Origin of the sequence: Occultella aeris, from assembly GCF_902703175.1 — a bacterium.
Taxonomy (GTDB): Bacteria; Actinomycetota; Actinomycetes; order Actinomycetales; family Beutenbergiaceae; genus Occultella; species Occultella aeris.
The window spans coordinates 1-17318 of sequence record NZ_CACRYJ010000054.1 but is presented as its reverse complement, the minus strand read 5'-3'; the positions used below and the strand labels follow the sequence as shown (position 1 = coordinate 17318).

19 protein-coding genes, 1 tRNA gene and 1 pseudogene are annotated in these 17318 nt (G+C 67.9%); 11 read left to right on the top strand and 10 right to left on the bottom strand.

Translation table 11 applies throughout. The features are described from left to right. The 4 genes and pseudogenes from HALOF300_RS27095 to HALOF300_RS18460 all read left to right on the top strand — a co-directional run. Positions 1 to 1065, top strand: a pseudogene (locus HALOF300_RS27095) (hypothetical protein); the annotation flags it as partial. Between the two features lie 80 nt (positions 1066 to 1145). After that, positions 1146 to 1559 carry a ribosome silencing factor gene (gene rsfS / locus HALOF300_RS18470; protein ID WP_156742386.1) on the top strand — a complete coding sequence of 138 codons (414 nt, stop codon included), beginning with the start codon at positions 1146 to 1148 and terminating at the stop codon, positions 1557 to 1559. Then, positions 1556 to 2206, top strand: a complete 651-nt coding sequence (locus HALOF300_RS18465; RefSeq protein ID WP_156742385.1) for a histidine phosphatase family protein — start codon at positions 1556 to 1558, stop codon at positions 2204 to 2206. The genes rsfS and HALOF300_RS18465 overlap by 4 nt, the downstream gene beginning before the upstream one ends. A gap of 29 nt (positions 2207 to 2235) precedes the next feature. Further along, positions 2236 to 2308: transfer RNA gene (locus HALOF300_RS18460), tRNA-Ala, on the top strand. Positions 2309 to 2448: 140 nt separating this feature from the next. On the opposite strand, the gene HALOF300_RS18455 is transcribed toward HALOF300_RS18460, so the two are convergent. Together HALOF300_RS18455 and HALOF300_RS18450 are read right to left on the bottom strand one after the other, a co-directional pair. Then, positions 2449 to 3099: a hypothetical protein gene (locus HALOF300_RS18455; protein ID WP_156742384.1), complete on the bottom strand. Its 651-nt coding sequence runs from the start codon at positions 3097 to 3099 to the stop codon at positions 2449 to 2451. A 232-nt stretch (positions 3100 to 3331) separates the two neighbouring features. Continuing rightward, on the bottom strand, positions 3332 to 4030 hold the full coding sequence (locus tag HALOF300_RS18450) for an FHA domain-containing protein (protein ID WP_156742383.1): 699 nt from the start codon (positions 4028 to 4030) through the stop codon (positions 3332 to 3334). Positions 4031 to 4113: 83 nt separating this feature from the next. Between HALOF300_RS18450 and HALOF300_RS27760 the strand changes: the two genes are divergently transcribed. Then, positions 4114 to 4194, top strand: coding sequence for a DUF6328 family protein (locus HALOF300_RS27760; RefSeq protein ID WP_408636955.1), 81 nt, complete (start codon positions 4114 to 4116; stop codon positions 4192 to 4194). A 161-nt stretch (positions 4195 to 4355) separates the two neighbouring features. On the opposite strand, the gene HALOF300_RS18445 is transcribed toward HALOF300_RS27760, so the two are convergent. Together HALOF300_RS18445 and HALOF300_RS18440 are read right to left on the bottom strand one after the other, a co-directional pair. Beyond that, positions 4356 to 5270, bottom strand: a complete 915-nt coding sequence (locus HALOF300_RS18445) for an SDR family oxidoreductase (protein WP_156742382.1) — start codon at positions 5268 to 5270, stop codon at positions 4356 to 4358. Between the two features lie 974 nt (positions 5271 to 6244). Further along, positions 6245 to 6583 (bottom strand): hypothetical protein, encoded by a 339-nt coding sequence (locus tag HALOF300_RS18440; protein WP_156742381.1) that lies wholly within the window; start codon positions 6581 to 6583, stop codon positions 6245 to 6247. A 143-nt stretch (positions 6584 to 6726) separates the two neighbouring features. Between HALOF300_RS18440 and HALOF300_RS18435 the strand changes: the two genes are divergently transcribed. The 3 genes from HALOF300_RS18435 to HALOF300_RS27750 all read left to right on the top strand — a co-directional run bounded on the left by HALOF300_RS18435 (position 6727) and on the right by HALOF300_RS27750 (position 7938). After that, entirely contained in the window at positions 6727 to 7275 is a 549-nt protein-coding gene (locus HALOF300_RS18435) for a type 1 glutamine amidotransferase domain-containing protein (RefSeq protein ID WP_156742380.1), read from the top strand. Positions 7276 to 7420: 145 nt separating this feature from the next. Beyond that, positions 7421 to 7744 carry an SDR family NAD(P)-dependent oxidoreductase gene (locus HALOF300_RS27755; RefSeq protein WP_408636954.1) on the top strand — a complete coding sequence of 108 codons (324 nt, stop codon included), beginning with the start codon at positions 7421 to 7423 and terminating at the stop codon, positions 7742 to 7744. Further along, positions 7741 to 7938: a Rossmann-fold NAD(P)-binding domain-containing protein gene (locus tag HALOF300_RS27750; RefSeq protein ID WP_408636953.1), complete on the top strand. Its 198-nt coding sequence runs from the start codon at positions 7741 to 7743 to the stop codon at positions 7936 to 7938. The genes HALOF300_RS27755 and HALOF300_RS27750 overlap by 4 nt, the downstream gene beginning before the upstream one ends. Positions 7939 to 7944: 6 nt before the next feature. Here the strand turns inward: HALOF300_RS27750 and HALOF300_RS18425 are convergent, their stop codons facing one another. Continuing rightward, positions 7945 to 8178, bottom strand: a complete 234-nt coding sequence (locus tag HALOF300_RS18425) for a hypothetical protein (RefSeq protein ID WP_156742379.1) — start codon at positions 8176 to 8178, stop codon at positions 7945 to 7947. Positions 8179 to 8261: 83 nt separating this feature from the next. Then, on the bottom strand, positions 8262 to 8414 hold the full coding sequence (locus tag HALOF300_RS27090) for a hypothetical protein (protein WP_197522665.1): 153 nt from the start codon (positions 8412 to 8414) through the stop codon (positions 8262 to 8264). Positions 8415 to 8608: 194 nt separating this feature from the next. Here HALOF300_RS27090 and HALOF300_RS18420 point away from each other — a divergent pair, with 194 nt between their 5' ends. Genes HALOF300_RS18420 through HALOF300_RS18410 form a run of 3 tightly spaced genes read left to right on the top strand, consistent with a single transcriptional unit; the run spans position 8609 to position 12087 of the window. Continuing rightward, positions 8609 to 9406, top strand: coding sequence for an SDR family oxidoreductase (locus HALOF300_RS18420; protein ID WP_331716244.1), 798 nt, complete (start codon positions 8609 to 8611; stop codon positions 9404 to 9406). Continuing rightward, a complete protein-coding gene (locus tag HALOF300_RS18415; protein ID WP_156742377.1) occupies positions 9406 to 10599 on the top strand; it encodes a zinc-dependent alcohol dehydrogenase in 1194 nt (397 codons plus the stop codon). The genes HALOF300_RS18420 and HALOF300_RS18415 overlap by 1 nt, the downstream gene beginning before the upstream one ends. Positions 10600 to 10602: 3 nt before the next feature. Next, positions 10603 to 12087, top strand: coding sequence for an FAD-dependent oxidoreductase (locus HALOF300_RS18410; protein WP_156742376.1), 1485 nt, complete (start codon positions 10603 to 10605; stop codon positions 12085 to 12087). A gap of 602 nt (positions 12088 to 12689) precedes the next feature. Here the strand turns inward: HALOF300_RS18410 and HALOF300_RS18405 are convergent. The 4 genes from HALOF300_RS18405 to HALOF300_RS18390 all read right to left on the bottom strand — a co-directional run bounded on the left by HALOF300_RS18405 (position 12690) and on the right by HALOF300_RS18390 (position 17100). After that, positions 12690 to 14354, bottom strand: coding sequence for an NAD-dependent epimerase/dehydratase family protein (locus HALOF300_RS18405; protein ID WP_156742375.1), 1665 nt, complete (start codon positions 14352 to 14354; stop codon positions 12690 to 12692). A gap of 357 nt (positions 14355 to 14711) precedes the next feature. Beyond that, a complete protein-coding gene (locus HALOF300_RS18400; protein ID WP_156742374.1) occupies positions 14712 to 14882 on the bottom strand; it encodes a CsbD family protein in 171 nt (56 codons plus the stop codon). 86 nt (positions 14883 to 14968) lie between these two features. After that, positions 14969 to 15976 carry a DNA topoisomerase IB gene (locus HALOF300_RS18395; protein ID WP_331716245.1) on the bottom strand — a complete coding sequence of 336 codons (1008 nt, stop codon included), beginning with the start codon at positions 15974 to 15976 and terminating at the stop codon, positions 14969 to 14971. Between the two features lie 20 nt (positions 15977 to 15996). Then, positions 15997 to 17100: a carboxylate-amine ligase gene (locus tag HALOF300_RS18390; RefSeq protein WP_156742372.1), complete on the bottom strand. Its 1104-nt coding sequence runs from the start codon at positions 17098 to 17100 to the stop codon at positions 15997 to 15999. Positions 17101 to 17318 lie beyond the last annotated feature (218 nt).

The window sequence follows — 17318 nt, the reverse complement described above, 5'->3', positions numbered from 1 at the left end:
GCCCTGGGCACACCGGCGGAGGAGTCCTCGTCGGCGTCGGTCACCTCGGACGACGCAGCCCCGACCAGCGACGACCCGACGGCCGGCGCTGCCATCGCCGACGCCGACGAGGACTCCTCCGCCGGTGTGCCCAGGGCGGGTGCGCCGTCAGCCGAGTCCGCTGCGACGACCGGCGAGTTCGGCGCGGTGTCACGGCGGTCGTTGCGCGCCAAGCAGGCCAGCGCGGACGCTGAGCCGACCACCCCGGAATCCCCCAGCGAGCGGACGAGCACAGGGCGCCGTCCCGTGGTGCGCCCGCCCGCGGCGGCGCGGGCCACCCGTGGCCTGGACGAGACCGGGGGACTGACCCCGATCCAGCGTGCCGTGCGCGACATCAACGCCGCACCTGACGCGGCGCCGGAGCCGCTCCGCGCCGAGATCGTGGCCGAGCGGTCGCCTGCGGCGACCCCCGGGCCACTGCCCACCACGGACGCGGCGTCCGTCTGGGGATCCGACGCGCCGGACGAGACAGCGGTGCTGCCGGTGCAGTCCGACGAACCGGCAGAAGCCGAGGCCGACCTGTTGTACGACGGCGGACCGTTGCCCTCCACCCGTCGCTCCCAGCGGAACTACGAGGCCGCCGCGGCACCTGCCGACGTGCCTGCCGCGAATCAGGGCGCTCCCGCCCCGACGGCGTCGACGGACCCCGAGGATCCCGAGGACGAGGACGACGCGTTCGACATGCGGCCGAGGTGGGCGAGCGTCATCTCCGGCGAACCCGAGCCCGCGGCGGACGAACAGCCCGAGGCTGCCGCGACCGCCGGCGCCCGGGAGGAGTTCTTCGACGAGCTCGATGATTACGAGGACGAGGACGAGGACGAGGACGAGGACGATGACGAGGAGCGCACACCCGCATGGCTGCGAGCGCTCCAGATCATCGTCCTGATCCTCGTCGGTCTCGTACTCGGACTGCTCGTCTGGCAGGTCGCCAGCGGCAATGTGTTCGGTGGCGACGGACTCGCTGCCCTGACCACGGGAGTCGCGTCTTCTCCGGGGTCTGGAGCCGGTGGCACGCCTGCCGCATAGACTGGCCGAGGACGCGACCTGCCCATAGTCGGGTGGTGCGCCCTTGTCGACCCACTGCCTGACCGATACCGAGGAGCACCGTGCCCGCTGATGACCGCGCCATCCACCTGGCGATCGCCGCCGCCCGCGCCGCCGCCGACCTGTTGGCCCGCGAGATCATCGCGCTCGACGTCTCCGAGCGACTCGTTCTGACCGACGTCTTCGTCGTGGCGTCCGGCTCCAGCGAACGCCAGGTGAAGGCGATCGTCGACGCCGTGGAGGATGCTCTCGAGAAGGAGGGCGCCAAGGCCGTCCGAAAGGAGGGCGTCGCCGAAGGACGCTGGGTGCTGCTGGACTTCGGGGACATCGTCGTTCACGTCCAGCACGACGAGGACCGGGAGTTCTACGCCCTGGAACGGCTCTGGAAGGACTGCCCAGTGGTCGAGCTGCCGGCGGACGTCCACGGTCACAGTGCGGACGAGGTGCAGGCAGGTCCAGCCGGCGAGCAGGCATGAGCGCCGGCACCATCCTGCTCTGGCGGCACGGCCAGACGGACTACAACGCGACCGGACGGCTGCAGGGGCAGGTTGACATCGCCCTCAACGAACGCGGGCAGGCGCAGGCCGCCGCCGCGGCACCCGTGCTCGCCCAGCTGCGGCCCGCTCGGATCGTCGCCTCCGACCTCGTGCGAGCCCACGAGACCGCACGCACCCTCGCCGAGATCGTCGAGGTCGAGGTAGCCATCGACGTCAGGCTGCGCGAGCGCAGCTTCGGTGACTGGGAAGGTCTGACCCACCCGGACATCGAGGCCGGCTGGCCCGACGCGTTCGCCGCCTGGAACGCCGGCGACCACCCCGCGGGCATCAACGCCGAAACGCGACGTGAGGTCGGTCACAGGTTCGCCGAGGCCGTGCTCGCGGCCGCCGAGCCGCTCGGCGAGCACGAGATCCTCGTGATCGTCTCCCACGGCGCGGCCATCAGTGCCGGGATCACGTCCCTGATCGGCCAGGATCCCGAGGTCTGGCGGGGCATCACCGGCATCGGCAACTGCCACTGGTCGGTGCTGCGCACGAACGACGGCCAGCGACCGAGCTGGCGGTTGTCCGCCCACAACGTCGGGGTGCGCGAAGCCGATTTCGCAGTTGCGGCCCGCATCGTCTAAACTAGCAACGCCCTCCGGGGCTCCCACACGGGGCTATGGCGCAGTTGGTAGCGCGCTTCCATGGCATGGAAGAGGTCAGGGGTTCGAATCCCCTTAGCTCCACAACACAGAAGAAGCAACGCCGAGGTCTTGCGGCAAGTATCCGCCGACACCTGGCTTCAGGTTGATACGCAGGCGTGAGCAGCGGTAGGTCCGCAGTGGCAGTAGAACTGACACATGGTTGACATGCCCGTCGGGCGCCGTCAGACCGGTGGACGGTCGGTGCCACGCTCGACGTCGGGCTCGTCTACCGGCCGCGCCGCGCCCACAGACGGTTCGACCTCCTCACGGGCGGTTGAACGATCGGTAACGGCGGGGCGGTGATGCACTCCCGGGCGGGTCGCATCGGCGTCCGTCGGTGTCGCGCGGGCCGTGCCTGTCTCCACCGCCGGGTCCTCGGCAGCCTCGGGAGTCCTGCCCACTGTCTGCAGCGGGGCTTCCTGGCCTTCGGGCACATCCGGGTCGGCCCGATCGGCCTCGCGCAGGCGTTCCTCGGCCTCAGCACGCGCCACCTGAGCGTCGGCCTCACGGGCCTGCGACTCGCGCCGGCGGTTCTCCGCGTCGACGCGGGCACGCTCAGCTTCCGCAGCCGCGCTGGCGGCGTCCGCCTCCGCGACTGCCGCGTTCGCGTCCTGCTGCTTCGCGTCGGCGGCGGCCCGGGAGACCTCCGCCTCCCGACGCTGCGCGTCGAGCGCGGCCGCCTCCCCCTCACGCCGGAGATCTGCGGCCCTCGCGCGCTGGTGCTCCAGCGCCCGTTCCTTGCGGCTACGGCCGGTGACGCCCCACACGATCGCGACGATCAGGAACACACCAGCCACGGCAACCACGATCCAGAGAATCGTCGAGGCATCCATGTCGATCTCCCTTCACACGCATCTAATCGCGGTTCGGACGGCGCCGCACGACGAGGCATCATGGGTGCGGCGGCACTCAGGAGGCAGATGGGCGGATTCCGACGCGGACCCGGGAGGCTGTACAGCGCTGCGAATCACGGGTCCCGCGGTTCTGCGTCAGTCCCAGGGCTTCACCCTCGAGGCGCACCACTGCTTACCGCCTCGCGATGGCTTGGTGCGGGGCGGGTGGGCGTCAGTCCTCCTGGCGGGACTGGATTCCTGGGTTGGATCGGGTGCCTCGATCTGCAGGGCGCGGCGGTTGGGTGACGTTGTCCGCGAGTTCGCCGCCCTCACGACCACCGAAGGGTCGCCCGTGGTCGGCGTACTCCGCTCGTTGAAAGGTCATCTCCCATGGTCCGGCCGCGACTCTGGCGCCGGTTCGCAGCACGCGGTCCGCTGGTTCGGCGACGGAGCCGCCCTCGATGTGGCCGGACGGCCGCACGCGGTACTCATCACGTTGGTCGTGATAGATCGTCAGGTGATGGGTCTCCAGACCTTCGAGCCGGATATCCTGGTCGGCACCGGAGCCGACTGTGATCTCCTCAGCGTCCAGCGGAAACGTCAGCGGTGTCTCGCCGGGACCTGCCCGATCGGCGCGCGAGACGACGAGTGCGGGGTTTCCGGAGCCAGGCGTGGCATGCGTCGTGCCGCCGTTGGGCTGCTCATCAACAATGTCGTCCGGTGGATCTTCGTTGACCATTCCGAGCGCCTCCTGATCGAGATCGTCCGACTTTCGGTCGAGTCTAGGGCCGACTGATCCTGGTGGCACGGCGGCACGGCCGCCTCGGATCGCTGGTGCTGTCGCGCAGACGACGGGAATCGCGCGTCGCACGAGCCGGTTGGAAGACCGTGCGCGTGACGGCCGACTCGCTGCGATGATGCAGGGATTCATGATGTCACTTGGGACAACAAAGCAGGGCGAGACGAGTCGGAGGCGGAGCGGGCGGACCGTAACCGGGACGAGCTTCTTCAGCGTTGCGAGTCACCCAGACCGGGACGCAGATCCTGACAGGCTTCCTTCTTACGCTTCCTCTCAGGAGAGATTTGCCGACCTGAACAGTGAACAGGTGGTGATCTATCTGACTCTCGTCGGGCTTGCCGGACGTCCTGGCGTTGTGCTCGGCACGCCCTTCACCGGGCCTGGTCCGGACACACCGGGCGACCGTCAATCGGGCAGTTCGCAGCCAGTGGCACCGCGGGATCGGCCACAGATCGTGTCAGGGAGTGGGTTGACCGCCGTTGACATGGAGGGTTGCACCGACCACGTAACTCGACTCCGGTGAGGCGAGGAAGACGTAGGCCGGAGCGAGTTCGGTGGGTTGGCCGGCCCGGCCGAGTCCGGTGCTCTTGCCGAAGCTGGGCAGGTCCTCCGTTGGTTGTCCTTCGCTAGGTTGCAGGACTGTCCAGATCGGACCAGGCGCGACGGCGTTGACGCGGATGCCCTTGGGCGCGAGTTCCTCGGCGAGCCCCTTGGAGAAGTTGTTGATCGCTGCCTTAGTCGAGGCATAGTCGAGCAACGTGGGTGAGGGCTGGTAGGCCTGGATCGAGGTGGTGTTGATGATCGTGGAGCCAGCCTGCAGATGCGGTAGAGCCGCCCTCGTCACGCGGAACATGGCGAAGATGTTCGCCTCGAAGGTCTGCATCATCTGCTCGTCTGGGATGTCTGCAAGCCCCTCGCGAGCAAGTTGCTTACCGGCATTGTTGACCAGGATGTCGAGGCCGCCGAGCTCTGCGACGGCAAGCCCGACCAGTTGGCTGCAGAACGTGGGATCGACCAGGTCGCCGGGAATTGTCACGGCACGTCGTCCGCTCTCGCTGATGATCCGGGCGACTTCCTGGGCATCGCTCTCCTCGGCGGGCAGGTAGGTGATCGCGACGTCGGCGCCTTCACGGGCGAACGCGATGGCTGTCGCCGCACCGATACCGGAGTCACCACCGGTGACGAGAGCCTTGCGTCCGATCAGCCTGCCCGTGCCGCGATAACTGAACTCGCCGATGTCAGGTTGGGGCACCATCTCCGACTCAATGCCCGGCTCTTCCTGATGCTGCTCCGGAGGGGAGATCGACGGGTAGCGGTCCACCGGACTGACGAACGTGAGTTGATCAGCTTGGTTGGAGCTGTCGGCAGTCATGGCGCATCCTCCGCTGTCTGTGGTGGTGATCTTCAAGCCTGTGTCACCCAAGCTGGGGACGCATCTCGAAGACCCCAGACGAGTGCCACCCGCTGCTCAAGAGGGATCAGAGCGGTTTGGCCACGTCACGGACGCGGGTCTCGGGTCGTTCACTGGGAGCCGATCATCATCGGGCTCGTCGTGGTCAGGGATGCAACCGCCACGATCTCCCAGTGCCATTCGCCACCGGTGCCCAAAGGAAGGTCTCATCATCAGTCCAGCAGCCGCACGGCCCGGCCCTGTCACAGATCCGCTGGGCTGTGCGACTGCCATGGCTCGTAGGTATCGCACAGCGACCGCACCGAGATTGCTCGCGCGACCGCTGCGACCAACCGTGGAGTGCCCTCGTGGTCATTTGCGTCGAACTGTGGGCGATCCATCGGACGCCGACGCCCGCGACCGGGCGTGGGCAGAGCATCGACCGGCGCCGCGGTGTATTCTGTGCACAACCCTGGAGCGCTGCACGGACGCAGCAGTCCCAAGGTCCGAAAGCCTCTAGTTGCTCCTGCCCCCGGCAACTCCACAAGTTCGGGGAGTTCTCGTGGGCAACTTGCAACCAGCGCTCGGCGCGGATCTGACGTGGCCGGCCACCAACTCTGACCAGAGCGGACGAATCGCCGCCGATTGCTCGCATGGGGTGATCTGCATCGGCCTCCGACTTCGGGAAGAGGTCGAGGGTGATCGTTGCACGGCACTACGGGCCGTCGCGACGGATGTCGCCACGTTCCTCACTGAGTATTTTCCCGAGCTGAGCGTCGAAGTTGGCCATCGCTCGGTCACCTTGGCCTGCCCCGGTCCGGTCCTCCATCTGATGAATATCGCCGATGCCGTGATCTGGCATCTCGGATGCCTAGCTCGATGGGAGGGATCGTTCCCCTTCGACTCCCAAGTCAGTGTCGCCATCGCCACAGGCGAGGAGTCTCCAGTCGATCTGGTCAGCCGCGCCGAAGCAGCGGCCGAAGGTCCGGTTCACCACAGACAGACGCAGTCAGCGCGAAGGGCTCGGCGCGGAGGGTCGTCGAATGCTCTTCGATAACGACGAACCTTCCGCCTACGTGCTTGTCAAGGATGGCGACACCGGCCCTGGCTTGGACGTCCATGGACCGTTGTCGATGCCGGTCGCCGAATTGCTGATCGAGATCGTCGAGCACGAGGACCCACAGGCTGACCTCACGATCGATCTGAGCCAGACCACGTTCCCGGACGCCCGGGCGGTGCGCTACCTCATCGGAGAACTGGGATGCCGTCTCGGTGGGCCACGCATCCGGGTCCAAGGCTCGTGTGTAAGGCTCCTGCGCCTACATCCGCGAGTCCAACTGGTCCCTGCCACCCAAACGGCGCGGCGCGATCGGGCCCGAATCGCGGACGTATCTCTCGACGCCTAGCGTGGGGGAATCCGACGAACGAAGGAGGCATTATGGCTGATCTCACCGGAAAGAAGGTCGCCTTCCTGGCGACGAACGGCTTCGAGGACAGCGAGTTGACAGGCCCATGGGGGGCGGTCACCGACGCAGGCGCGCAGGCGATCCTCATTTCACCCGAGTCGGGGTCGATCAAGGGCAAGAACGGACACGAGGTGACGGTGGACATCACCTCGGGGGCGGCCTCGTCGTCAGATTTCGATGGACTCGTGCTACCAGGCGGCGTCGTAAACGGGGACCATCTCCGAATGGATACCGCGTCGGTGGCGTTCGTCAGGGATATCTTCGGCCAACACAAGCCGGTGGGCGTGATCTGCCACGGGGGGTGGATCCTCACCGAGGCCGACGTGCTGAAGGGCCGCACAATCACGTCCTACCCGAGCTTGCGCACCGATCTCACGAATGCCGGAGCCACATGGGTCGACGAAGAGGTCGTCGTGGATGCCGGCCTGGTGAGCAGCCGCACCCCGAACGACCTACCCGCCTTCAACAGCAAGGTGGTCGAGGAACTGGCCGAGGGTGAACACCGCGGCCAGCAGGCGTGATGCGCCCGATCGGTGCGGCAGGCGCCGCGACGGCGCTGGTGATTTCAAGTTGGCATCCCGGCTCAAGAGCAGTCGTGGCCCGGTCCACCGAACGGTTGCGGCCCATCCCGATCACGGCGAGGAGGGCTAATTCGGACCTGATCGGTTGCGGGGCAAGCGTGCACTGATCACAGGAGGAGACTCGGGAATCGGCCGGACCATCGCGATTGCGTTCGCCAAGGAGGGCGCCGACGTCGCTATCGCCTACCTTTCGGCGGAGCAGGACGACGCAGAACCGACCCGTCGACATGTTGAGAAGAAGGCAGGCCGGCAACGCGTGCTGCTCGTCTGCGACCAGCGCGAAAAGCGGGCCAATATTGATCTCGCCGAAGATGTGCTCGAGGGCCTCGGGGGCATCAACACCTACTCGATCCAGGCTTTCGAACCGTCCCAGCCCAACTGGACGATGGCGCCACGAAGGCCGCGTTGAAAAACTTCACCGTCAACCTCGCAGTCGAACTGGGGCTGCGCGGCATTCGGGTGGATGCCGTGGCGCCTGGCCCGATCTGGACGCCGATCCAGCCGGTGGAGGTTGCCACCGCGTTCGTGCATCTGGCCAGCGACGAGGCGAGTTACATCTCGGGAACAGTGCTGGGCGTCACCGGCGGCCTGCCAGTGTTCTGAATCGCGTCAGGCCCGGTCGGCAAGGGCGTCCTCACCGGCCGTTCTGGCGCAATTGGCGCAGCAGTAGATGGCCCGCTCGCTCTCGACGCCGTGGCCGAGGATCCGGCAGCCGCAGTGCGCGCAAGCTGGTGCGAGAGCGTGTGCTGCGCACTCGAAGCTGTCGAACGTGCCGCTCACGTCGCCGCGGGTGACGATCAGTGGCTTGTCGTAGTCGTTGCCGCAGGTGTCACAGATTGCCATGGGATATTTCCTTTCGACCAGCAACGCACGCGATGCACGGCGAACGCATCGTGATCGACCTGCGTGGCCCATTGGCCCGCACGTCACTCACCCCGCGTCTTCGCGGGATCGTCCTCGCCTTCGGCCTGATCTGGCTGTTGCGCGATCTGACGCGACGTCAATTGTTCCGGATCGGAGTCCGGGTCCTGGTCGGCGTCGTAGCCGTCGTCGGACGGACGCTCCCGTTCCTTGTCCATGCCACCCACGATCCCACCGCCGCTCACTCGTCGCCACCGCTGCGGCGGCGGATCTCACTTCTCTGTGAGGACGGGCATCGGGTCTACCAGATGCGCACGAGCGCGAACCGGAACACGATGAGTGTATGAGTCCCGATGCGAAGCCCAGGAAGGTACCCGCTCAGGAGCAGCCATGGCCCGGCGCCACCTCGGAGATGGATCCGCCGCCCGACCACGGCGAGGAGAGTTACGTCGGGCGTGAGCGCTTGGTCGGCAAGAAGGCGCTGATCACGGGTGGCGACTCCGGGATCGGGCGGGCTACCGCGATCGCCTTCGCGAAGGAGGGTGCCGATGTCGCGATCACCTATCTGCCGCAGGAGCAGGTGGACGCCGAGGCCACTCGGGCGGCCGTGCACGCGGTCGGCCGAGAATGCGTGCTGTTTGCGACCGATCAACGGACCGAGGATGCCAACAGTGAGTTGGCAGTCGCGGCCGTGGAGGCACTGGGCGAGATCCATATCTTGGTCAACAATGCTGGTTTCCAGATGGCGCATCCCGGTGGCATCACAGAGTTCCCGAGTGGCCAGTTGGAGCAGGTGTTCGAGACCAACGTATTTGCGAGCTTCTGGTTGACGAAGGCTATGGTGCCGTATCTGGGCCACGGCTCGAGCGTGATATTCACGACCTCGATCCAGGCCTACAACCCGTCCGAGCCGTTGCTCGACTACGCGGCCACGAAGGCGGCGCTGAACAATCTGATGGTCAACCTGGCTGCGGATCTCGGGCCGCAGGGAATCCGGGTGAACGCGGTGGCGCCGGGCCCGATCTGGACGCCGTTGATCCCGAGCACGTTCGATGCGCAGAAGGTGGAGGGCTTCGGGGCCGACACGCCGTTGGGCCGGCCGGGGCAGCCCGTTGAGGTCGCTTCGGCGTTCGTGTTCCTGGCGTCGGATGAGGCAAGTTACGTCAGTGGCACGGTGCTCGGCGTGACCGGCGGCAAGGCCGTCTTCTGATGCGAGCCGTGACGTGGCAGGGCACCGAGGACATCCAGGTGCAGGACGTGCCAGATCCTGCCATCCACGAGCCCACCGACGCCATCATCAAGGTGACGTCGACCGCGATCTGTGGATCGGACCTGCACCTCTACAGCGTCCTGGGGGCGTTTCTGGACCCCGGCGACGTGCTCGGTCACGAGGCCATGGGCATCGTGGAGGAGGTCGGAGCAGAGGTGACCCGCATCGTGCCAGGGGACCGTGTGGTGATCCCGTTCCCGATCGCATGCGGCTCCTGCTGGATGTGTCAGCGCGGCTTGCACACTCAGTGCGAGACCACGCAGGTGCGTTCCCAGGACAAGGGTGCGGCACTGTTCGGCTACACGAAGTTGTATGGGCAGATCCCAGGCGGCCAAGCGCAGTACTTGCGGGTGCCGCAGGCACAGGCCGGTGCGATCCCGGTGCCGGACGACGCCAGCGTCGACGAGCGCTACCTCTATCTTTCGGACGTGCTGCCCACGGCGTGGCAGGCCGTGGAGTACGCCGGCGTGTCCGCCAACTCCAGCGTGCTGGTGCTCGGCCTTGGGCCAATTGGCCAGATGAGTGCCCGGATCGCGCGGCACCGCGGCGCCGGCGAGGTGTTCGCCGCCGATCTCGTGCCGGAGCGGCTGGCCATGGCGGTCCGACACGGGATACACACCTTGGACCTTCGTCAGATCGACGACCTGCCGGAGAACCTGCGCGCACTCACCGGCGGACGGGGCCCTGATGCTGTGATCGACGCCGTCGGGATGGAGGCGCACGGCTCGCCGTTCGCGGCGGGTGCCCAGAAGGTCGCAGGTGCGTTGCCCGGCGTCCTCGGCCGTCCGTTGATGGAGCGTGCCGGGATCGACCGGCTGGCGGCGCTACGCACTGCCATCAGCGCGGTGCGACGCGGAGGAACGCTCTCGCTCGCCGGCGTCTACGGTGGCGCTGCCGATCCGTTGCCGATGATGGAGATGTTCGACAAGCAGCTCACGGTGCGGATGGGGCAGGCGAACGTACACCGCTGGGTCGACGCGCTGTTGCCGCTCGTCACGGACGAGAACGATCCGTTGGGGGTGTTGGACCTTCGGACTCACCGCCTGCCGCTGGAGGAAGCGCCTGGGGCATACCGGATGTTTCAGAAGAAACTCGACGGCTGTGTCAAGGTCGTCCTGGATCCGCAGGCGTAAACCGTGGAGACCTACTGGCGCTCCCGCGACCCGTTGACCCACGCACCGGCCGAGCCGGTCCAGGGAGACTATGACGTTGTGGTGGTAGGGGCTGGGATCACCGGGCTGAGTACGGCTGTGATGCTCGCCGCGCGGGGCAGCCGCGTCGCGGTGCTGGAGGCGCGACACGTCGGTGCAGGAACGACTGGCGCATCGACGGCGAAGGTCTCGGTTCTTCAAGGGCGTCGGCAGTCCGAGATCGCGACCACGCAGTCCCTGGAACTGCTCGCGCACTACGTGGCGGGCGGCCGGGCCGGACAGGATTGGCTGCTTGCATACTGCGCACAGCACGGCGTGGCCGTGCAACGTCCTGACGCGGTGACCTACGCGGCGAGCCCCGAAGAGTTGGCTGCAGTCGAAGACGAGCAGCGGGTCTGCGAGAGCGTCGGCCTTGCGGTGACCTGGCGCAGCCGAACCGATGGACCGTTCCCGTTCGCTGGCGGCGTGGTGTTGGCCGAGCAGGCCCAGCTCAACCCACTCGAGTTGCTCACCGCACTCGCCGCGGACGCCACCGCACTCGGGGTCACGGTCTTCACCGATGCGCGGGTCACTGACGTCGACGACGGGCCCGATCACCTGGTGACCACACGCCGCGGCTCCGTGCGCGCTCAGCGCGTGGTCCTTGCCACGGGGATCCCGGTCGCCGATCGTGGTGGCTTCTTCGCGAGGGTCTCACCCGAGCGGTCCTACGCGTTGGCGCTGCGGGTACCGGATTTGAAGCAGTCGGACATGTACCTGTCCGCGGGCGCACCCCTCCGTTCGATCCGGACCACCCCGGGTGCGACGGGCGAGACTTTGCTGGTCGGAGGCAACTCCCACCCGGTCGGCCGCGGTGGGTCCGAACTGGCGGCCAGCCGTGCGCTGGCGGACTGGGCGCTGCGGCACTACCCGGACGGGGAGATCACGCACCGGTGGTCCGCCCAGGACTATCACCCGGTCGACGCGCTTCCCTACGTCGGCAGGCTGACGCCGTCCAGCGACCGGGTCCTGATCGCGACCGGTTTCGCGAAATGGGGCCTGACCACTGGAGTGGCGGCCGCCGAGGTCCTCACCGGCTTGATCGACGCCGGAGCGCCCGCGTGGGCAGACGCCTTCGCCAGTTGGAGCAGCCACGAGGTCGCGGGCACCGGCGCCGCGATGAAGCAGAACGCGACCGTCGCCGCCGCGCTGGTCGGCGACCGGGTGAGTGCTCTGCGATCGCTTCCTGACGCGGCGCCGCTCGAGGGCGTCGGCTGCGTGGGGCGGGCGGCGGGATTGCACCCGGCCGCGGTCTCGACCGTCGACGGCGTGACCCGGACCGTCTCGGCTACCTGTACCCATCTCGGCGGCGTCGTGCACTGGAACGACGCCGAAGAGACTTGGGACTGCCCACTCCACGGATCGAGGTTCACCCCGGCGGGCGTGGTGCTGGAGGGTCCGGCGACGGCGGACCTGTCGCGACCGGACTGAGGCGCCGCTCAGCGGCCCCGCAAGGCGACTGGGGGTCAAGGTGACCGACAAACGCGATGGCCACGAGATCCTGACAGCTCGGAACCGGATCAACTTTGGACACCGACGTCCACGGCAAGGAGATGTTCGAGATGATTGAACCGGCGTCCTGCAGAACGCCTACTTCGAGAATCCGGACCTCGCCGCTGCGCGTGCTGATCGAGCGAACGAATCGACGCATCCGCGTCGCCCGCGGCGCGGGGCGCCCGGTGATTCTGGTCCGAACTGTGCACGCCGAGACAGGTCGACCTGGACTCTGAACATTCTTGAGGACGGCGAGGGCTTCGCGTTCGCAGGCACGGAGCAGGCTGCGTACCTGGACGGCCTGAACACTGATGGGACGATCGACGTCGCGAAGACCCGGGACAACGCGTTCCAGCACCGGGCTGCGTGACATCCTGACCGGACTCGGTGTGGACCGGCTGGTGATCAGCGGGGTGTCGACGCGTAGTCGTGTGGCCGAGACAGCGATGGTGTTGACCTTCCTCACCGAGGAGATGTGCCAACGCCTCCTCGACCACGACGCAAGCCTGGCCGTGTTGCGGGGGTTGAAACTCGTTTGGTCAGCGGCGATCGGGCGTTCGGGCCTCCGAGTCCGGGTCCGACACCTCTTCTGGCTCGGCGGCGAAGGTATCGGGGCGCAGGTGTGCGTGCAGGTTGGACAAGACCGTCTGTTGCTTCCGGGCGTCCGCAGCCAGGTCAGCGAACACTGATGGGCGCATCTTGAGGTCTAGGGCGAGGCTTTCGAGTGTCTGCCAGACCCCCTCCTTGCCGATCACCGCGCTGCGCATCAGTTCGACCTCCAGGAGCGGCGTCATCGGTGAGGGACTGACGATGCGCTCGTTCAACTTGAGGCGTCCGACGCGCTCGGCAACCCACGCACCTGCTTGCCGGTACGGCCGCCGTCGCAGGCCGAGGAGTTGGATGAGCTCGCTCAGGAGTTCGCGCTCCCGGGTGATCTGGTCACTGATGTCGGCCAGGTCGGGGCCCATCGGCGTCTCGGCGAATGCGTGCGCCATCCGCTGGATCCGTGCCCTGCCTGCGGTCGCACCCGTGAGATGGTCCGACAGGTAAAGGCCGAGCAGTTCGGCATCGACGTGATCAGGCACGCGTGCGGCGAGACCGTCGGGCGGGAGCATGAGGAACCCACGGTCGGCGGCGCGGTCCGTCGGCCGGGGCGTGAGGGACTCGATCGGCCCGCCGAAGCGGGTGTCATACGGCCGCAGGCTGGGGCTGGGCATGCCCCGGGCCCCCCGCATCCCTACCAACACCTCACGCAGCGTGTCCTCGGCGCTGTGCTGCTCTGTCCAGCCGAGCCCGCGGATCCGGGAGGTGTCCATCACCGGCGCACCCATCGCCATGTCGAGCCAACCGGCGTCCGCGGCGATCATTCGCGCCCGCCAGCCGTAGTGGATGAGCGGGCGAATGACCTCGGGTGGGAGCTCGACGTGGCGTCCATGGTCCAAGATCCTGGCCAGGTCACGCGGCCACAGCGTGTCCGCGGCAGCGACGTTGAAGGCCCCGGCAGCCCGTTGCACCACCACGGTGGCGTAGGCGCGGCCGATGTCGTCGGCATGCACCACCTGCACGCGCAGACCTTTCGGCAGGGGCACGGTCGGTAGTGCGCCCGGGCGCAGAAGCGCCATCGGGAAGTTCGGGCCGAGGAAGTAGCGCACGATCTGGGCGCCCGCATCGCCCTGGAAGATCAGGGCTGGCCGTATCCGAGTGATGCTGAGGTTGGCAGCCGCCTCGAACTCGTCGAGCAACCGCTCCTGCGCCACCTTGTCGACGCTGTAGTGCGACGACCGGATGCCACCGTGGGCGGCCGACTCATCGCGTGGCACGTCGTCCTCGACCGGCGAATAGACCGCCAGGGATGAGGCGACCACCAGGTGTGCCACACCTGCCCGCACCGCGGCCCTTGCCACCCGCTCGGTGCCGTCGACGTTGACCCGGCGCAGGTAGTCACGATCGGTGTTGGGCTGGATCGCCCACACCAGGTGGATCACGGCGTCCGCACCTTCGAACGCCTCGGTGAGTGCGTCCACAACTCCCGAACGCACGGCGAGGTCCACACTTCGCCACTCGATGCCGCGGTACGGTTCCCGGGTCGGCTCTGGTGGCCGTCGGGCGATGCCGACCACCGAGGTCACCGCGTCCTCCTCCGCGAGGGCTCGCAACACCGCGGTGCCCACGTTGCCGCTCGCCCCGACCACGGCGACCCTCACGTCATCTCCGCCTCGAACATGGTTGCCTCCCATCGAATCTCACCACTATCACCCGCGAAGCAGCCGCCCGCATCCGCGGCCCGAGCCGACGGCGGCCGGTCCAATGGGTACCGGTCGAGGCGATCTGCGTGCGACGTTATCGCCACAGTTGCCCGTGCCCGGAGACGCGCTACGACGGTGAGGGACGGGGACAGCACGGCATGGCCCACGCTTGAGAGTTCTCGAGATCCCGTTCGTGTCCGAAACCGGGTGGGCAGCTTGGGGCCCACACCGGCGCGGCCACGTGTACGGGGGTCAGGTCGCGAGCGGATGCCCGAGGGGCATCGTGCGCCCCGCGGGCCCTGCGGGCCGGGACTTCTACTTGAAGGCGTCCTTGACGTCCTCGCCGGCCTTCTTGACATTGGCTTTGGCCTGGTCCGTCTTGCCCTCGGCCTGCAGACGCTCGTTGTCGGTTGCGTCGCCGGCGGCCTCCTTGACCTTGCCCTTGGCCTCTTCGGCAGCGTTGCTGATCTTGTCGCCGACACCCATGACAGCCCTCCATCTCGTGGCGTACCCGCTGTGGGTCCGCGTTTCTCCACGCTAAGTCCGCCTGGCGAAGGGCGCACGTGGAGCGTTCACGGGGAGTCCTCATCCGATTCGAGCACCTTCAGCACGGCCGCTTCGATCCGCGGCGGTGCCGGCGTGGCTGGCGGCGCATCTGGCACCGGTAGGCTCGCGAGCACGGTGTCCTCCTCGTACGCCTCGAGGACCCTGGGGTCGATGTATGCGGATCGGCTTACCGCCGGGGTGTTGCCGAGTCGCTCGGCCACCTCGGACACTGCCTCGCGCACGCTCCGGTCGCGTTCTGATGCGGACCCGGACCCACTATGCCGGGCGAGTGTGATGGCGGCCAGGACGGTGCCGTGCCAGGTGCGGAAGTCCTTCGCGGTGGCATCCGGCCCGAGGCGACGCTTGACGTACGCGCCGATATCCACGCTGGTCAGATCGCGCCAGGGGCCCCGTCGGGCCGATCCCTCGCGGTAGGCGAGCAGCTCGGGACCGCCGCCGCGTCGGCGGCGAAGCACCCGGACGGCATCGATCACCTCGGGGTCATCGATCTCGACGTGCCGGTGCTGGCTGGACTTGGCGACGTAGTCGAACACGGCGATTCCCGCGTTCGTGATCCGGACGTGTCGCTTGAGGAGGGTCGCCAGGCCGAAGCTGCCGTTGTCGGCGGTGTAGGCCTCGCTGCCGATTCGGAACAGGCCCTGATCCAGGAGCAGGAATGCGACGGCGAGTGCGCGCTCGCGAGGCATGCCGGGTCGGCGCAGGTCGCGTCGCGCGTTGCGACGGGCGGCCGGCAGCCGGTCGGCGATCTCACGCACGCGTTCGTGCTTGGCGGCGTCCTGCTCCGCTCGCCACACGGGGTGGTAGAGGTACTGTCGGCGGCCGGCCTCGTCCGTACCGACGGCCTGGATGTGACCGAGCTCGTCGGGGCAGATCCACACATCCCGCCACGCGGGCGGGATCACCAGGTCTCGGCACCGGGTCAGGAATGCGTCGCGTGTGATGCGCTTTCCCTGGGTATCGAGGTAGACCCAGCCGCGCCCGCATCGCCGACGACTCCACCCGGGCCCGGCCACATCGGCCTCGTGGAGCGCGCTCACTCATGCCCCGCCGTCCGCCGAGCCGCCGCGGCGACCACCTCGGCCAGGTTTCCGGTCCGCTCGAGGGTTCGGCGCTGTAGGCGTGCACCATTGCCCCCTTCGCGCAGTTGTGTGAGCGAGTCGTGGACGAGGTCCGAATCGCCGCTGTCCAGGAGTGCCGGTCGTACATGGCCCAGCAACGTGTCGATCACGGCAGCGGCCGGCGCCGGCCGGTAGGTGGCCGGGTCAAGGAGGTTGCCCTCGAGTCCGTGACGCGCGGCCTGCCAGGTCGCGAGCCGCAACATTCGGGTGGGCACGGCCGGGGCGGGGCGACCGTCCGCCGAGTCCCGGGCCGCCGTCTCCACCAAGGCACGACTAAGGGCGGCCACCAGCACGGCGTCGGTGGCGTCCTGGCAGACGTCCGCAACGCGTACCTCGACGGTCGGGTACCGGCGAGAGGCGCGGGCATCGAAGTAGAGCATGCCGTCATCGAGGAGCACCTCTGTGGCCAGCGCTTCCGAGATCATCCGTTCGTAGGCCTCGGCCGAGCCGTACACATCGGTCGGCCCGGACAACGGCCACCTGGTCATCGCCTGGCTGCGGTAGCTCGCGTAGGAGGTGTCTCGGCCCTGCGCGAACGGGGAGTTCGCGCTGATGGCCAGGAGAGCGGGCAACCACACCCGGATCCGGTCCAGAACCGCGACGGCCTCCTCCGGCGAGTGGATCTGCACGTGCACGTGGCAGCCGCAGACGAGTAGGTCGGAGGCGGTCAAGCCGAAGCGCTCCACCATCTCCTCATACCTACGTTTCGGTGCGGTCGAGGGCTGGACCGGGAGGGGGGAGGTGGCGAGCGCGGCGACCCGTGCGCCTGCTGCGCGCGCGGCCAGGTCTGCCGTGTGCCGCCACGACCGCAGGTCAGCGAGCAGATCGTTCATGCTCTCGCGCGGAGGTGTGTCCGTCTCGAGCTGTTCGCGCTGGAGCTCGCCGACGAGGGATCCACCGCCCTGGTCGTTGCCGGCGGCGCCGCCGAACGGCCGGAGCACCGCGGGCGACATTGACATGGCCACCCCCGTCTCGCCGTCGACAAGCAGCAGTTCTTCCTCCACACCAACGGTACGCATGTGCACAGTCTGAGGGCGTCTCGCCGGTTTCGCTCGGGCACCCGCGCGGCAACCCTGGCCATGGTCGACTGGATGTCCAGGTGGCACGGCCGGACTTGCTGATGACTCGGACTCTTGGTGCCTTAGCCTCGATCCACCGATGGGCTGGGTGTCGGGGCCTGGATCGGCTCCGAGGTGATGGTGGCGTTTGTGGGCGTGTCGTAACGGCCGGTCTGCCC

Excerpts from the sequence above, each read along its gene's own strand:
- HALOF300_RS18465 (WP_156742385.1), top strand. The coding sequence starts at position 1,556 with ATGAGCGCCGGCACCATCCTGCTCTGGCGGCACGGCCAGACGGACTAC.
- HALOF300_RS18455 (WP_156742384.1), bottom strand. The coding sequence starts at position 3,099 with ATGGATGCCTCGACGATTCTCTGGATCGTGGTTGCCGTGGCTGGTGTG.
- HALOF300_RS18450 (WP_156742383.1), bottom strand. The coding sequence starts at position 4,030 with ATGAATCCCTGCATCATCGCAGCGAGTCGGCCGTCACGCGCACGGTCT.
- HALOF300_RS18445 (WP_156742382.1), bottom strand. The coding sequence starts at position 5,270 with ATGACTGCCGACAGCTCCAACCAAGCTGATCAACTCACGTTCGTCAGT.
- HALOF300_RS18435 (WP_156742380.1), top strand. The coding sequence starts at position 6,727 with ATGGCTGATCTCACCGGAAAGAAGGTCGCCTTCCTGGCGACGAACGGC.
- HALOF300_RS18425 (WP_156742379.1), bottom strand. The coding sequence starts at position 8,178 with ATGGCAATCTGTGACACCTGCGGCAACGACTACGACAAGCCACTGATC.
- HALOF300_RS27090 (WP_197522665.1), bottom strand. The coding sequence starts at position 8,414 with ATGGACAAGGAACGGGAGCGTCCGTCCGACGACGGCTACGACGCCGAC.
- HALOF300_RS18420 (WP_331716244.1), top strand. The coding sequence starts at position 8,609 with ATGGATCCGCCGCCCGACCACGGCGAGGAGAGTTACGTCGGGCGTGAG.
- HALOF300_RS18415 (WP_156742377.1), top strand. The coding sequence starts at position 9,406 with ATGCGAGCCGTGACGTGGCAGGGCACCGAGGACATCCAGGTGCAGGAC.
- HALOF300_RS18400 (WP_156742374.1), bottom strand. The coding sequence starts at position 14,882 with ATGGGTGTCGGCGACAAGATCAGCAACGCTGCCGAAGAGGCCAAGGGC.
- HALOF300_RS18390 (WP_156742372.1), bottom strand. The coding sequence starts at position 17,100 with ATGCGTACCGTTGGTGTGGAGGAAGAACTGCTGCTTGTCGACGGCGAG.